The organism is Halomonas sp. H5 (assembly GCF_050613175.1).
Taxonomy (GTDB): domain Bacteria; phylum Pseudomonadota; class Gammaproteobacteria; order Pseudomonadales; family Halomonadaceae; genus Bisbaumannia; species Bisbaumannia salifodinae.
The window spans coordinates 406520-421670 of record NZ_CP192510.1 but is presented as its reverse complement, the minus strand read 5'-3'; the positions used below and the strand labels follow the sequence as shown (position 1 = coordinate 421670).

The window sequence follows — 15151 nt, the reverse complement described above, 5'->3', positions numbered from 1 at the left end:
TGTCCCCAAGCGGTCGCTAGGGCCTCAGTAGAGCCTGGCCTTGATGATTGGCTTGAGAAGATAGCTCAGAAGGGTGCGTTTGCCGGTCTGGATATCCACCTGAGCGATCATCCCGGGGCGAATCGGCAACACCTCGCCGTTGCGCTCCAGATGGGCCTGGTCGGTACGAATCAGCACCTCGTAGAAGGCCTCCCTGCCACGCGGCGTTTCCTCCTCGATGGTGTCCTCGCTGATCTGCTCCACGCTGCCGGCGAGGTCCCCATAGATGGTGTAGTCGTAGGCGGTGATCTTGACGCTGGCCGGCATCCCCGGGGCCACGAAAGCCACGTCCTGGGGGCGCACCCGGGCCTCGATCAACAGCTGGTCCTCGATGGGCGTGATCTCCATGATCGCTTCGCCCGGCTGGATCACCCCACCCCGGGTGTTGACCAGGATATCGTTGACCCGGCCACGCACCGGCGAGTAGAGCTCGGTGCGCTGCAACTGGTCGTTGCGCTGCAGTAGGGTCTGTTCCAGGGCAGTAAGCTCGGCCTGCTTGGCGGAGAGTTCGGCATAGGCATCCTGCACATGGGTATTGCGCATCTCGGCCAGCCGCCCGGCGAGCCCGGCGCGGGTCTGCCCCAGTTGCAAGGCCTCCATCTCGCTGACCGAGCGGCGCCGCACCAGGGGCTCCACCAGCTCCAGTTGACGCCCCACCAGGCGTATCTCCTCACTGATCGAGCGTTCCGCCTCCCTCAGCCGCTCACGCCGCGCCTGGAACAGCGCCCGCTCCGAGCGCACCAGTTCGCCCTCGGGATCGAGCCCTGGCGGGAAATCGATCGTCTCCTGCTCCAGCACCTCCGCTTCCAGGCGGGCGATGGCCGCCCGGAGCACGGCGATCTGGCTCAGCGTCTCCAGATAGGCGCTGCGGAACCGGGTATCGTCGAGACGCACCAGCGGCTGGCCCGCCTCGACCCGCTCGCCGCGGCGCACCAGCAATTCGGCCAGGATACCGCCTTCCAGGCTCTGGATGGTCTGCATACGGGTCAGGGGCACCACCCGCCCCTCGCCGCGGGTCGCCTCGTCGATCTCGGCCCAGGCCGCCCAGGCCACGAATGCCCCCAGGACCAGCAGGCTCACCCAGAGGATGGGGTGACTGGCCCGATGGTGCAGGCTGAGCCGGGGATCGCCCAGTTCGCGGAGGGTCCGCGCCTCCATTCGCGATACGTTAGCCATCCTGACGCCCCTCCCCGACACGCCGCCGCGGCGGCACCTTCACCTGATTGCCACTCACCACGCTCTCCACCGGGCCATCCATCACCACCCGACCATCACGCAGCACCACCGCCCGTTCCACCAGGGAGAGCAGCGTCTTCTTGTGAGTGGAGACCACCAGGGTGCGCCCGGACAGCCAGCCCCTCAGATACTCGATGACCCGCCGTTCGTTGGTCTGGTCGAAGGCCGAGGTGGGTTCGTCCATCAGCACGATACGCGGATCCTGAAGCAACAGCCGGGTCAGGCCGATGGCCTGGCGCTGCCCCCCGGAGACACTGCCGCTACCCTGGATCGGCAGGTCCAGTCCCAGCGGATGGCGACGCACGAAGGCCCCCAACCCCACCGCATCCAGTGCCTCGAACAGCGCCTCGTCATCGTGGGCGGCGCCGTCCAGCAGCAGGTTCTCGCGCAGGGTGCCGTAGAAGAGTGCGATGTCCTGGGGCAGGTAGCCGACCGCCCGGCGGCGATCCACCGGCTCGATCTGTCCCAGGCTGACGTCATCGAGCAGCACTCGGCCATTGCCCGGGTCACTCAGCCCCGCCAGCAGGCGCAGCAGGGTCGACTTGCCGGCGCCGTTGCCCCCCAGCAGGGCGATGCGTTCGCCGGCGCCGATCTCCAATTCCTGGAGGTTCAGGGCGGCCGGCCCCTCCTCCTGGTAGCGCAGGCGCACCTCCTCCAGCCGGTAATGGCCACGCAGCGACGGCTTGCGGGCGAAGGTGCGGCCGGCCGGGCGCTCCACCGGCGCCTTCATCAGCTCATCGAGCCCCTCCAGGGCCACCTTGACGTGCTGCCAGCGCGCCAGCAGGCCAGCTACCTGGGTCATGGGCGACACGGTGCGCGAGGCGAGGATGGTACAGGCGATCAAGGCACCGATGGTCATGTTGCCGGCGCCGATCTGGTAGACCCCCACCAACACCACGCCCACGTAGCCAAGCTGCTGGACCATGGTGGCACCGTAGCCGAGGGTCGCCGAGAGGCTGCGTACCTTGACGCCCACTTCGGCGAGGTCACCCGAGAGGCTCTCCCATAGCCGCAGGTTACGCCCCTCGGCGCGAGTCGCCTTGACCGTCTCCAGGCTCTCGATGGATTCCAGCAACACGCCATTGCGTACCGCCCCCTCGCGCAGGTTCTGCCGCGAGAGCTTGGCCAGGCGTCCCTGGGCCAGCAACCCGGGTAGCACCATCAACCAGATGGCGGCGAAGGGCACCCAGGCCACCGGCCCGCCGATATAGGCAATCACGCCGAGGAAGAGCAGCACGAAGGGCAGGTCGCTGATCGCGCCGATGGTCGAGGAGGTGAAGAACTCGCGCACCGACTCGAACTCGCGGATCTGGGCGCTGAAGGCCCCGGTGGAGCCCGGCTTGGCCGCCAGGCGCAGCTGCATCACCTGCTCGAAGAGCCTTGAGGAGAGCTGCAGGTCCAGGCCCTTGCCGGTGACATCGAGCAGGTGGGCGCGCAGGGTGCGCAGCACGAACTCCAGCACCACCGCGAGCCCCACCCCGCTGGCCAGGATCCACAGGGTGTCGTAGGCCGAGGTGGGTACCACCCGGTCGTAGACCTGCATGGCGAAGATCGCCGTGGAGATGGCCAGCATATTGGCCATCAGGGCCGCCACGCCGACCTCGCCCCAGGTCTTCCAGCGCCGCTTGAGCGGCCCCTTCAGCCAGTGCTCGTCGCGTTCCCGGGCGAAGTCGCCGGCCCGATCATCCGGCCGGTAGGCCGGTCGCGCCACCACGGCCGCCCCGCCATAATCCGCCTCCAGGGCCTGGCGCGGCAGGGTCTCGCTGCCGCCGCCGCTCTCCGGCAACAGTACCACCGCGTCGTCCCCGCGCCACTCCATCAGCAGCCGGGTGCCACCATCGCGCATGACCAGCAAGGCCGGCAACAGCCCCTCGCCGAGCTCCTCCAGCAGCACCGACAGCACCCGGGCCTCGATCTCCACTCGGTGCAACGCCCGGGACACCAGCGCCAAGGGCAACCGCCCCTGCTCCAGGGCCAGGCCATCGCCCAGCTCCGCCACCGTGGTACGGCACCCGAGCCGATGACAGAGCAGTACCAGGCCCTCCCTCAAGGGGTCCCGATGATCAGCAACGAACTCAGGTACCTGTTCCATTGTCATGAGGCATCTCCCTTTCCCCGCCATGCTCCGGGCCAAGCAGGGTATCCAGCCGCCCCAACTGGGCCGCGGCCCGATACGGTATCCTTATCCTTTCGCTGCGCAGGTCGATGTGCTGGCGCTCGGCCTCGAAGCGGTCGCGCTGGATGCTCAGGAGATCGTTGAGCTCGCGCATCCCCACCTCGAACTGCTCCTGATAGGCCTCGGCCACGTCTTCGGCACTGGCCAGTTGAGCCTCCACGGCCTCCAGCCGCCAGACCAGCATTTCATCGAGCTCGATCAGGGTGGAGAGCTGGCGACGCAGGTCGCGCCGGGTAGCCCGCTGGCTCCACTGGGCCGCCTCGATGCGCTGACGCGCCGAGGTGACCCGCCGATCGTTGGAGAGCCCTTGAAAAGCGTCCATGCGCAGCCGCAGTGCTACCACGGTATCCTCCTCCATGCGCCCGCCGATCTCGCGACGCTGTACCGAGCCCTCCAGGTTGAGCTGGGGCCGCAGGGTCGCGCGGGACTCCGCCTCCTCGGCCTGCGCCGCCTGCACTTCCTCGTGGGCCTGACGAAACAGCGGCGCCTCGGCCACGGCAGCGTCCAGCGCCTCGGTATCGCGCAGGTGATCGGTCAGATGGGAGGAAGAGGGCCAATGCAGCCCACTGGGGGAATGATCGACCAGCTCACGGAACTGGGCCCTGGCCTCGCGCACGGCGCCCTGCTCCAGGGAGCGCTGTTCCTGGGCCCGGGCCAGCTCCAGCGCCGCCTGGTCGGCCTCGCCGCGACCCGCGTAACCAAGCAGGCCACGATCACGGCTCAGCTCGGCCAGGACCTGGAGACGCTCGATATGCGAGGCCACCGCGGCCAGCCGCGCCTCGGCGGCCAGCACGTCGAGATAGACCTCGATGATATCCAGGGCGGCCTCGTCGCTGGTGGCCTTGAGCGCCTCCAGGTGCTGGCGCTCTACCGCCGAGGCGTTCTCGACCCGCGAACGTACCCGCCCCCAGTCGTAGAGCATCTGGGAGGCGGTGATGTCATAGCCGAACTCTCCCCATAGGGCATTCTCGGGACCGGCAGAGAACTGTACCGTCGGCCACGGGCGATCTCCACCTGGGTACCGGCCTCGGCGGCCTGCGCCTCGGCGGCACTCACCAGCGGATGGATCGCCAGGCCCTGCCGCACCGCCTCACCCAGGCTAAGCGCCCAGCTCGGCGACGGCAGCAGCGCCCCCAGGAAGGCCACTCCGGCCCACCAGGGGCCGACGCGGCGAAGGCGGCGTTCGGTGGTCAAGGGGGGAAGCACCACGCCACGGCCCGAACGCCGCACTTCCTGGGCCCTTCTACCCGCGATCAGGCCGCCTCCACGTTGACGCCGTCCTGCACCAGCAGGGTGGCATCATTGAAGGTGTACTCGGTATAGCTCACGCCATCGACCTCCAGCGCGGCGCCCTGGGTCCAACCGGCATCGAGGTTCAGGGTGTCGCCTTGGTCCCCTTCGATAAACAGCTGGTTGTCGGCATCGGTGAGCTCGATCACCGCCGCCTCGTCGAGGGTCACTGAGTTGGCTCCGGTGCCACCGATCGACAGGTGTTCGATATTGCTCACCGTCCCTGACTCGGCGCCAGCGCCGGTAAAGTCGAGCGCAATGCCCTCACCTTCCACCAGCAGGGTATCCTCGCCGTCGCCACCGTCGAAGGTATCGCTGCCCAGGCCTTCCCAGATCAGCAGGTCGTCACCGGCGCCGCCGTTCAGGGTGTCGTCGCCGGCGCCACCGCGCAGCAGATCGTCGCCGTCGTTACCGTTAAGGATATCGTTGCCGTCGTAGCCATAGAGACGGTCGGCGTCGGCGGTGCCCTCCACCGTATCGTCACCATCGGTACCCTCGACGACGGGCACGGTATCGGAACTCAGCAGGGTGGCATCGAGGAGGTCGACGGCACTGGCGGTATCGGACAGGCCCTCGCTATCGGTCGCCGTGATGCTGACATCCGATAACAGGTCTGCACTAATAAGATCCGTCTCATCGCCTAGATAGACCGAGCCCAGCAGTTCGTTGATCGCCAGGTTATCGATGGTGCCACCATCCAGGGCGGTAATGGTCAGCGTCGAGCTATCTACTAACAATGCCAAGTCAAAGTCAGTTTGAATATCGACCTGCAGACCCAGTTCGGTGGCCAGCCTCTCGGAGATATTCCAGCCATCCGTCAGTACGGCTAATAGCGGGTCGTACTCCAGCACCACGGACTGCAGGTTGCCGTCCCGATCGTAGGCGATAAAGGCCTGATCGTTGAAGTCGAGAAGCCCCAGGGTCTCCAGGCCAACCAGCCCCAACAGGCTGCCATCGTTGACGAAGACCTGAGGAGCGATATTCGGCTGGACCGTGATCTCCTTGGAGTCGCTGGCGGTATTACCCGCCTCGTCGCTTACCGTGGCCGTAACGGTATAGCTGCCCTCCGCCAGGGTGGTGGCCGTCAGGTCCAGGGTCCAGGTGCCATCGGCGTTGACCGTCAGCTCGGTATCGGCCTCGGTATAGACGGTGCCGTCGAACTCCACGCTGAAGTCGTTGCCGTCATCGAGATCGACGGTGCCGTTGATCAACAGGGTGGTATCGGAGGTAATGAAGTCGGCGTTATCCACGCCATCGTCTTCCGTGATGCCGAGGATCCGAACGGTCTCGCCGTCGCCGTCGTTGTCTGCCGTGGTGTCCACGACCAGGGCCCCGGTGGCGATGGCCGCATTGCCCGCCTGGTCGGTGGCCGTCGCCGTGACGGTGTAGTCACCCTCTGCCAGCTCGGCCACGACGTCGTCGGCCAGTGTCCAGGTGCCATCCCCGTTGTTGGTGGCCGTGTAGTCGACGCCATCGATGGTCACGACCACCTCGGCGTCGGGATCGTCGATGGTACCGGTGAGTTCGGGCGTGGTGTCGTTGGTGGTCAGCTCATCCACCGTCACCGCCGGCGCGGTGGTGTCCACGGTCAGTTCGAAGGCCGTGCTCGCCTCGGAGGTGTTACCCGCGACATCGGTGGCCGTGGCGGTAAAGCTGTAGTCGCCATCCACCAGCGCCGGCACGGCGAAGCTCCAGTTGCCCTCGGCATCGGCCTCGACGCTGCCGATCGAGACGCCGTCCTGGAAGACCTCCACCGTGCTGCCCGCCTCGGCGCTGCCGGTCAAGGTCGGGGTGGTGTCGTCGGTGCTGTCGCCACTAGCCAGCTCGCCGGTGATATCCCCCACGTCATCCGTGGCCGAGGCGATCACCGGCGCCGCCGGCGGCGTGGTGTCCTCCAGGCTGGTGTCGACGGTCGTGGTGGCCTCGGGGCTGGTATTGCCCGCGGCGTCGGTGGCCGTGACGCTCACTTCGGTGCCGTTTTCCAGGGCTGGATCCGGCGCCAATGACCAATTGCCCTCGGCATCGGCCTCGACGCTGTAGTCGGGCGTACCGTCACCGTCCACGTCGATATCTACAGTGCTGCCCGCCTCGGCGGTGCCTGCCAGTACCGTGCCGTCGGTGGGGTCGATGGTCGGCGCCTCGGGGGCCTGGGTATCCAGTTCAAAGCCCACTTCATTGGAGACACTGCCGGCGATATCCGCCGTGGCGCTGAAGTCGCCGTCGGCGATGCCGTCTACATCGAGTGCCAGGGTCACGCTGCCCTCAGTGATATCGTCCGCGGTCAGGGTATGGGTGGTCACGAAGGAGCCGCCCTCGCCTTCCACGGTGACCGTCAGCGTATCGCCCTCCTGGGCGTCGACGTTGAGCAGCACCTCGGCCTCGATGCCGGCCTCGAGTTCGTCGGCGCTGACGAAACCGTCCGCCGCGGCCTGGATCGTGAGAATCGGGTTTTCCTGGGGCGTGACCTCATAGTCGGCGGTGGTCGGCTCGCTCTCATTACCCGCCTCATCGGTGGCGGTGGCGCTGACCTCGCCACTGGGCTGGGCAGTCTCGGAGGTCACCTCGTAGCCGCCGTCGCCACCGGCGACCACCTCGCCAGTCGTACCATCCGGGAAGGTCACGGTGACCGTACTGCCGGGCTCTGCCTCGCCGCTCACGGTGAGGGTACCATCCTCGTTGGTGGTCATCTCGTCGATGGTCGGCGGCAGCGGCGCGGTGGTGTCCTCGTAGGACTCGGTGGTCGGCTCGCTCTCGTTGCCCGCCGGGTCGGTGGCGGTGGCACTGACCTCACCGCTGGTCTGCGGCGTCTCCGATGTCACTTCATAGGTGCCGTCGTCGCCGGCGACCACCTCGCCAGTCGTGCCATCCGGGAAGGTCACGGTGACCGTACTGCCGGGCTCGGCGGTCCCGCTGGCGGTAATGGTACCGTCGTCGTTGGCCGCCACCTCCAGGGTCGGGGCATCCGGCTCATTCGGATCACCCTCAACACCCTCAACGCCCGAGCCACCACCGCCACCAGCCGCGGCGGCGATCAGCCCGGCACCCGCCAGCCCCCCCAAAATAGCGACACCGGAGATCCCTTCACCCTCGCTCGCCGCCGCACCGAGCATCTCGAAGCCGGCCATCTCGCCCTGGGGCACGTACTGGGCCATCACCAGGCCGTCGGCACCAGCGGGAGCGAGCTCGGCCAATAGGACCTCACCGCTCTCGTCGACCAGGTAGAGTTCGCTGGCACCTTCCCCGGCTTCCGCGTAGAAATCGACGATCCTGAGTGAGCGACCATCGGCGGTCTCGACGATAAGGTCGTTGCCCACTTGAGCGAGCGAGGCGATATCATCCGGCGTCAGGTTGAGCAAGACCTTGCTGGGCTGCTCGAGCACCAGGTCACCAGCAACCTCCCAGGCGACCCCCTCGGCAACACTCTCCGTCAGTAGACTGGTCTTCGCGACGAGACTCATGTCCCCCTCCTTGGCTCTTCTTGGCTCTTCTTGATTTCGGCCAATATTGCCGAGACTCTTACGCCGCCCCATGACCGAGGCGACTCATGGCCCTTAGTTAGCCAGCGTAGACAAGAAATCCAGACTCGGGAGAATTAGTTGATGAGGGCTAATTGAGCGCCCCTACTATTATTCGACGAACTCCCATGACGGTCGGCCTGGGAGTTCGGTCACCGAGCTATCGCAGGCAAGCCAGGGGATAACCCCTGGAGCGCTCTTGGCGACCGACCGCAGTTGAACGGGAACCGAGCGTGCTCACTCGGGGGCCGCCGTCTCGAGGTATGAGCCTCGCCGGAGGACCTGGTGAGGCTCCTCCGGGCGAGGGAGAAGGCGGGGCAAGGGGAGAAGCCGGCCTTACCGATGGCTTAACTCGCTGGGGCCGACTCTTTGCCCCTGCTTAGCCGCAGAAGAGGTCGGTGATGCGCTCCCGTTCGTCCAGGCGGATATTCAAGCGGTCGTGGAGGTACTCCATGGTGTAGGCCTGGCCGGGGCGCATCACCCGCACCTGGCGGGCCCCGCTGGTGGTGGCGAGCTCCTCATGCAATGCCTCACTGTAGGCCTGACCCAGCCGGGTCTGGACTCCATTGGCGCCGCAGGCATCCTCGCCACCACCCTGGTGGCCTGAGCCATCCTCCCCGACCTGAGGCGGACGGGGGGCCGGCTCACTGGGCGGGGGTGGGCTACCCAAGGCGCAGGCGGTCAGCGCCAGGGACAGCAGCAGGATCAGGGAAGACTTGAACATGGTGACTCCTTGTCGAGCGAAACGATCACGAACGAAAAAGGGGCGAGCCTAGACTCACCCCATCAGACCCACCGGCAGGATACCGTCGAAACGCGCTCCCTCAATAGGTGGAACGCTGGATCGCCTCGCCTCCCTCCTCGATATCCTCCCCCGCACCGCGCATGGTATTGCAGCCGCTCAACAGGCTAAGGCTGAATACCGCCACCAGCATCAATGCCATCAGTCGTCGCATCGCTACCCCCTCCCGGTATGTTACTGACCCGAACTCGCCTATCGACTTTACTTTAGCAGCTTCCGAGACACGTCAAGCCAACAGCAGACGCAGAATAATGGCGACGATCACCGTGAGGGTCAGCCATTTCACCCAGAGGGCGCCCCGGGGGCTCATATTGACCCTCACCGCCAGGGTGGCGCCCAGCATGCTGCCCAGGGCCAGCAGCAGGCCGAAGCCCCAGCGCACCTGGCCGAAGGCGATAAAGAGCCCCAGGGCCGGCAGGGTATAGACCAGGATGATCAGCACCTTGAAGACATTGACCTGGGCCAGGTCGATGCGCAGCAGCCGATAGAGTACGACGATAAAGAGGATCCCCACCCCCACCTGAATAAAGCCGCCGTAGAGACCGATGGCGAACATCGCCAGGTAGACCGCCGGGGTCAGCCGTTCCACGGTCAGCGGCCGGGTGTCGAGGCGCGGCTGGGGCAGCAGCATCAGCAGCGCCGAACCGGCCATCACGGCGATCAGCACCGCCTCGAAGAGGGCGTCGCTGACCCGCAGGGCCAGCCAGGCACCGAGCAGCGAGCCCACCACCGCCGGCACCGCCAGGCGCAGGCTGAGGCCGATATGGGAAGCCCCGGCACGCAGGAAGCCGGTCACCGCCGAGAGGCTCTGCAGCACGATGGAGACCCGGTTGGTGCCGTTGGCCACCTGGGGCGGCAGGCCCAGAAACATCAACAGCGGGAGGGTCAGCATCGACCCTCCCGCCGAGAGCACATTGATAAAACCAGCCACGCCCCCGATGCCAACCAGGGCCAGGCCTTCGAATAGCGTCATGCCAATGCCTGTTGCGGCGCGCGTCCTGCGCGGGAACTCCAGATCAGAATACCCAGGAAGAGCGCCAGGCCCAAGAGGTCCAGCACCAGCTCACCATGGGGCCAGAGCATCAGGGCGCCGATGGGGAACATGGCCAGGCGCAGCCACCAGGGCAGCTCGCTCTCCAGGTATCCCTCCAGGCCGGCGATAATGGCGTAGATCCCGAACAGGGCGAAGGCGAAGACGGTGAGCATCTCCAGTGGCGAGCCGGTGATCAGCGGCGACCAGACGAACAGCAACGGCACGATATACAGGCCCTTGGCGATCTTCCAGGCGGTGAAGCCGGTGCGCATCTGCGGCGTCTGGGCGATGGCCGCCGCGGCAAAGGCCGTGAGGCAGACCGGGGGGGTGACGTTGGAGTCCTGGGAGAGCCAGAAGATCACCATATGCGCCGCCACCAGCAGCATGGTCAGGGTATGCGGCGACAGGGCCTGCTCATAGAGCTGGCCACGGAAGTCGTCCGGCACCAGGGTCAGCAGCTCCCGGGCCGCGGCGGCATCCATGGGGGCATTGAGGGCCTCCAGGTGCTCCGGGGCGGCAAGCATAAAGATCGCCTTGGCCTGCTCAGGCAGGTCGCCGGCCATCAATAGCTCCACCAACTGGCCGTGGGCCATCAGGTTATACAGCGCCGGCGCCGAGAGGGTGCCGAGGACGATATAGGCGGCGGTCACCGGCAGGCCCATGCCCAGCACCAGGGAGGCGACGGCGATCAGCACGATGGTGATCAGGAGGCTGCCGCCGGCCCAGTCGGTGATCATCAGCGAGAAGGTATTACCGATGCCGGTGGTGGAGACCACATTGACGATCAGCCCCACGGTGAGCAGCAGGATCGCCGTGGTCACCATATTGCGGCTACCCAGCGCCAGGGCCTCGAGGATCGCCCTGGGGGTCATGGGGGTCTTCGACAGCCAGGAGGCGACCACCACCGAGAGGATGGCGATACCCGCAGCATAGGTGGGGGTAAAGCCGTAGATCAAGGACGCCACCAGCACCACCAGGGGCAGCAGGAAGTGCCAGCCGCCCTTGAGCACCTCGAGCAGACGCGGCGCCTCTTCCACTTCCACCTGCTCGGTATGGCTGCGCTTGGCCTCGATGCGCACGAACATCGCCACCGAGAGGAAGTAGAGCAGCGCCGGCAGGGCCGCCACGCCGATGATGGTGAGGTAGGAGACCTGGGTATAGGAGGCCATGATAAAGGCCCCGGCGCCCATCACCGGCGGCATCAGCTGGCCGCCGGTGGAGGCGGCCGCCTCGACGCCGGCGGCGAAACGCGCCGGGAAGCCGGCCTTGCGCATCAGCGGGATGGTGATCACCCCGGTGGAGACGGTGTTGGCCACGCTGGACCCGGACACCGAGCCCATCAGGCCGGAGGAGAACACCGCCACGAAGCCGGGCCCGCCGACGAAGCGGCCGGCGGCGCAGCGGGCCAGCTCGATAATGAAGTCGCCGGCGCCGGAGCGCACCAGGAAGGCGCCGAAGAGGATAAACATGAACACATAGGACCAGGAGATGCGGGCGATGGAGCCCAGCATGCCGTCGCCGCCCATATAGCTGCGGTAGAGCACCGTCTCCCAGTTGAGGCCGGGGAAGCCAAAGACGCCGCTCACATGGCGTCCCCACCAGGCCACATAGGTCAGCGCCACCAGACACAGTACCGGGATAAACCAGCCGGTGGTGCGGCGGGCGAACTCCAGCACCAACGCCAGGGCGAGGATCGAGACCACCCAATCGGCGGTGGAGAAGCGCACCCCGCGGGCGTAGAGGGCATCCTCGAAGCCGATCAGGTAGAAGGCGCAACCGAGGGCGGCCAGGCCGAGCAGCACATCCACCGCCAGCACCAGCCGCTGACCGGTGGCGGAACGCGCCTTGAGCATGGGCACCGAGAGGGCGCAGAGCAGGCCGAACATGCCGAAATGCAGGGCGCTGGTCCACACCTCGGAGAGGGTACCCAAAGTATTGAAGTAGAGATGCGACAGGGCCACGACGATGGTCAGGGCGAAGAGCCCCCGGCCGAGCCAGGGATACGCGAGGCGCTCGGGGGCCTCGCCGACCTCTTCGTCGCGTACCTCGGGGGTAGGCGTAGTATTCATGGGCATTCTCATGGAGCAGGCGTGAATGGGAGTCGGAGCAGGTATCGCTAAAGCCACAGCCTGGTGACATCGACACAGTGGGAAGCGCCGAGGGGCGCTGGGGGCAGGTCGAAGCGAAGCGTCTTTTTCAGGGACGAAAAAGTCGAGCGCCCAGGGATGGGTCTACAGCGTCTTCGCGGAGTGCCTGCCCCCAGAGTAGCCCCGGGCCTCAACGTACCGAGGTCACGAGCCTGTGGTCTTCAGGAATGACTTGATGCTCCTGTGGCGGTGGGAAGGACCTCAGCCTTCCAGCAGATGCTCGGGGATCTCCAGCCCCTGCTCCTGGAAGTAGCGGGCCGCCCCGGAGTGCAGCGGCATGGGCAGGCCGTCCAGGGCCTTTTCCAGGGCCATATCGCGGGTCGCCGGGTGAATATTGTTGAGGAAGGGCAGGTTCTCGAACATCGCCTTGGTAATCTGGTAGACGTGCTCCTCCGGCACATCGGCATTGACCACCAGGATATTGGGCTGGGCGATGGTCTGGACCGGCGCGTCCTGCTCCGGATAGGTGCCGGCGGGAATCTCGTAGTGAGTCCAGACCGGATAGGCGCTGTTGATCCGCGCCAGCTGCTCCTCGGTGATATCGAGGATGGCGATATCGTCGCCCATATTGGCGAAGGCGCGGGTCACCGCGGAGGCCGGGACCCCGGCGGGGATATTCATGCCGTCGATATTGCCGTTCTGCATGGCATCGGCGCTGGGCCCATAGCCCAGGTAGGCCAGGTCCATCCGCTCCGGGTCGATCTCGAGACCGGCAAGAATTTGCCGACCGGAGCCCTCGGTGCCGGAGTTGCGGGCGCCGATGGAGAAACCGCGATCATAGAGGCGAGTCAGGTCGTCGATGGTGCCCGTCTCGGCCAGCTCGTCGCGCATCACGAAGTGCTCGACGTTCTGCCACAACATGGAGACCGATCGCACGTTCTCGTAGGCCTGGGGCACCGGGCCCTCGCCGGTCCAGGCCCAGGCGCCATAGAGGGCCTGGAGGATACCGAACTGGGCCTGGTTATCTTCCATCAGGCGCAGGTTCTCGGCGGAACCGGCGGAGCTGATGGCGGAGACCGCGATATTATGGGTCGGCTCCAGCTTGACCCGCACCAGGGTCGAGAGGGCCACCCCCACCGGGTAGAAGGTCCCGCCGGTGGTGGCGGTGCCCATGATGTACTGACCGCCCTCGTCACTGGCGCTGACGCCGGCGGCACCCAGGCCCAAGGCGGCGGCGGTGGCGAGAGTGAGGGCGGACTTGAGGAACTGGCGCTTGTGCATGCTATCTCTCCTGTCGATGATGGCTTGTTATGGTTATGCCATCCGACTAGAGCGATATTCCTGCCAGCTTATACAACTGCATTTAAAATCAGCGCATTAACGGTGCCGATAGACCGACGACTGGCCAAGACGCTCCCTTCATCGGCAAACTATTGCCGATCGCCACCCCAGCCCCGGCCAATTCTTGCCACCCAGGAGCCTCCCATGAGCGACATCACCCTCGACCCGCGGCTGGAAGCCGATACCCTCCCCGTCACCGAACTGGGCCTCTGCCAGGTCCGCCTGATGAACGACGCCCGCTTCCCTTGGCTGGTGCTGGTGCCGCGGCGCCCCGGCATCAGCGAGGTCTATCAGCTGTCGACGCAGGATCAGGCGGCGCTCTGGCGGGAAGCCACGGCCCTGGGGGAGGGGCTGATGAAGACCCTGGACGGCGACAAGCTCAACCTGGCCACCCTGGGCAATATGGTGCCCCAGTTGCATCTGCATGTGATCGTGCGTTTCGCGGGGGATGCCGCCTGGCCCGCCCCGGTGTGGGGCCAGGGCCAGGCCGAGCCCTACGGCGCGGACGGCCAGGCCCGGCGCCGCGACGAGATCCTGGCGATTATCGAGGGGCTGGATCTGGAGGAGTAAGAAGCGGCGGCCTATTGGCCGCCGAAGGGGCTACGGGGCGCACTCGGTTCGCCATCCTGGACGGCCGGCGGCGCCCCCAGCAGCGGCGCCGAGGCGGGGTTCTTGACCCCGGTGACGAAGAGGGTGAGGCCCAGCAGGGCGATGGCCAGGCCGCCGCCCAGGGCGGCCCAACCCAGCAGGCGTCCAGCGAGGGCAGAGCGGGACTGGCGAGCCAGGCGGCGCCGCGCCCAGTCCCGGGCCAGGACGCTGGCCAGGGCCAGGGCCGAGACCGTCAAGGCCGTGCCCAGGGCCATCACCAGCACCGCCGCCACCCCGGCCCAGAAGAACCCCAGCAGGGAAGCCGCGCCCAGCAGCAGGACGCCGCCGCTGCAGGGACGCAGGCCGATGGCCACCACCGTGGCCAGGGCGGTGCGCCAGTCGCCGGCCTGCGCCGGGCCGAGATGGTGAGTCCCGCCACAGCCGCAGTCGTGATGATGCGGATGGTCATGGTGGTGGCCGTGGTCGTGATGCCCCCGGGCCGAGGCGCGAGCCGCCCTTAACCGACGGATGGCCCGCCCGCAGAGCCAGAGCCCCAGCAGGGCCACCATCAGGAAGCTGGCCTGCTCCACCCAGACCACCGAGCCCATGGCCTGGCGGGTCAGCCAGCCCAGGCCATGGATCAGGGTGGTGACCAGGGCGATGGCCACCAGCGCCTGCAACAGGGAGGCGGCACAGGAGAGCGCCAGGGCGCGCTTCAGGGCACCGCCCTGGGTCAGCAGGTAGGTGGAGAGCACCGCCTTGCCATGCCCGGGCCCGGCGGCATGGAAGATCCCATAACCGAAGCTGATGCCCAGCAAGCCTGTCCAGGCCGCCGCCGTGGGCGTGCCGGAGAGCTCGGTGATCGCCAGGGTCAGGGCCCGGTGCAGATCGCGCTGCCAGGCCACCAGTTGCAGGCCGAGGCCCTGGGCCCCGCCCTGGATCAACCACCAGAGCCCGGCCAACAGCAGTAGCCCCAGGGCGGCGACGCCCAGGCCCCGGGGGGAGCGCAGGAAACCGATTACCGCCTGCATAAGCGATCTCCGT

10 protein-coding genes and 1 pseudogene are annotated in these 15151 nt (G+C 66.9%); 1 reads left to right on the top strand and 10 read right to left on the bottom strand.

The window, feature by feature from the left end:
* Positions 1–24: 24 nt before the first annotated feature.
* From ACQ1W9_RS01950 to ACQ1W9_RS01910, 9 genes and pseudogenes are all read right to left on the bottom strand, one after another.
* Positions 25–1215: an HlyD family efflux transporter periplasmic adaptor subunit gene (locus ACQ1W9_RS01950; RefSeq protein WP_431025064.1), complete on the bottom strand. Its 1191-nt coding sequence runs from the start codon at positions 1213–1215 to the stop codon at positions 25–27.
* A complete protein-coding gene (locus ACQ1W9_RS01945) occupies positions 1208–3373 on the bottom strand; it encodes a type I secretion system permease/ATPase (RefSeq protein ID WP_431025063.1) in 2166 nt (721 codons plus the stop codon). Before ACQ1W9_RS01945 ends, ACQ1W9_RS01950 begins: the two co-directional genes overlap by 8 nt.
* Positions 3351–4406: pseudogene (locus tag ACQ1W9_RS01940) on the bottom strand (TolC family protein); the annotation flags it as partial. The gene ACQ1W9_RS01945 and the pseudogene ACQ1W9_RS01940, both read right to left, overlap by 23 nt.
* A 298-nt stretch (positions 4407–4704) precedes the next feature.
* Positions 4705–8199, bottom strand: coding sequence for an Ig-like domain-containing protein (locus ACQ1W9_RS01935; protein WP_431025062.1), 3495 nt, complete (start codon positions 8197–8199; stop codon positions 4705–4707).
* Positions 8200–8635: 436 nt separating this feature from the next.
* Positions 8636–8980, bottom strand: coding sequence for an I78 family peptidase inhibitor (locus ACQ1W9_RS01930; protein WP_431025061.1), 345 nt, complete (start codon positions 8978–8980; stop codon positions 8636–8638).
* A gap of 100 nt (positions 8981–9080) precedes the next feature.
* On the bottom strand, positions 9081–9212 hold the full coding sequence (locus ACQ1W9_RS01925; protein ID WP_346063673.1) for an entericidin A/B family lipoprotein: 132 nt from the start codon (positions 9210–9212) through the stop codon (positions 9081–9083).
* A 72-nt stretch (positions 9213–9284) separates the two neighbouring features.
* Positions 9285–10031, bottom strand: a complete 747-nt coding sequence (locus tag ACQ1W9_RS01920; RefSeq protein ID WP_431025060.1) for a sulfite exporter TauE/SafE family protein — start codon at positions 10029–10031, stop codon at positions 9285–9287.
* On the bottom strand, positions 10028–12160 hold the full coding sequence (locus ACQ1W9_RS01915; protein WP_431025059.1) for a TRAP transporter permease: 2133 nt from the start codon (positions 12158–12160) through the stop codon (positions 10028–10030). The genes ACQ1W9_RS01920 and ACQ1W9_RS01915 overlap by 4 nt, the downstream gene beginning before the upstream one ends.
* A 279-nt stretch (positions 12161–12439) precedes the next feature.
* The gene (locus tag ACQ1W9_RS01910; RefSeq protein WP_431025058.1) at positions 12440–13459 is read right to left on the bottom strand and encodes a TAXI family TRAP transporter solute-binding subunit; all 1020 of its coding nucleotides are present in this window, start codon (positions 13457–13459) and stop codon (positions 12440–12442) included.
* A 204-nt stretch (positions 13460–13663) separates the two neighbouring features.
* Here ACQ1W9_RS01910 and ACQ1W9_RS01905 point away from each other — a divergent pair, with 204 nt between their 5' ends.
* A complete protein-coding gene (locus ACQ1W9_RS01905; protein WP_431025057.1) occupies positions 13664–14089 on the top strand; it encodes an HIT domain-containing protein in 426 nt (141 codons plus the stop codon).
* 11 nt (positions 14090–14100) lie between these two features.
* Here ACQ1W9_RS01905 and ACQ1W9_RS01900 read toward each other — a convergent pair whose 3' ends face one another.
* Positions 14101–15138, bottom strand: a complete 1038-nt coding sequence (locus ACQ1W9_RS01900; RefSeq protein WP_431025056.1) for a nickel/cobalt transporter — start codon at positions 15136–15138, stop codon at positions 14101–14103.
* Between the last annotated feature and the right edge of the window lie 13 nt (positions 15139–15151).

Excerpts from the sequence above, each read along its gene's own strand:
- ACQ1W9_RS01950 (WP_431025064.1), bottom strand. The coding sequence starts at position 1,215 with ATGGCTAACGTATCGCGAATGGAGGCGCGGACCCTCCGCGAACTGGGC.
- ACQ1W9_RS01945 (WP_431025063.1), bottom strand. The coding sequence starts at position 3,373 with ATGACAATGGAACAGGTACCTGAGTTCGTTGCTGATCATCGGGACCCC.
- ACQ1W9_RS01935 (WP_431025062.1), bottom strand. The coding sequence starts at position 8,199 with ATGAGTCTCGTCGCGAAGACCAGTCTACTGACGGAGAGTGTTGCCGAG.
- ACQ1W9_RS01930 (WP_431025061.1), bottom strand. The coding sequence starts at position 8,980 with ATGTTCAAGTCTTCCCTGATCCTGCTGCTGTCCCTGGCGCTGACCGCC.
- ACQ1W9_RS01925 (WP_346063673.1), bottom strand. The coding sequence starts at position 9,212 with ATGCGACGACTGATGGCATTGATGCTGGTGGCGGTATTCAGCCTTAGC.
- ACQ1W9_RS01920 (WP_431025060.1), bottom strand. The coding sequence starts at position 10,031 with ATGACGCTATTCGAAGGCCTGGCCCTGGTTGGCATCGGGGGCGTGGCT.
- ACQ1W9_RS01915 (WP_431025059.1), bottom strand. The coding sequence starts at position 12,160 with ATGAATACTACGCCTACCCCCGAGGTACGCGACGAAGAGGTCGGCGAG.
- ACQ1W9_RS01910 (WP_431025058.1), bottom strand. The coding sequence starts at position 13,459 with ATGCACAAGCGCCAGTTCCTCAAGTCCGCCCTCACTCTCGCCACCGCC.
- ACQ1W9_RS01905 (WP_431025057.1), top strand. The coding sequence starts at position 13,664 with ATGAGCGACATCACCCTCGACCCGCGGCTGGAAGCCGATACCCTCCCC.
- ACQ1W9_RS01900 (WP_431025056.1), bottom strand. The coding sequence starts at position 15,138 with ATGCAGGCGGTAATCGGTTTCCTGCGCTCCCCCCGGGGCCTGGGCGTC.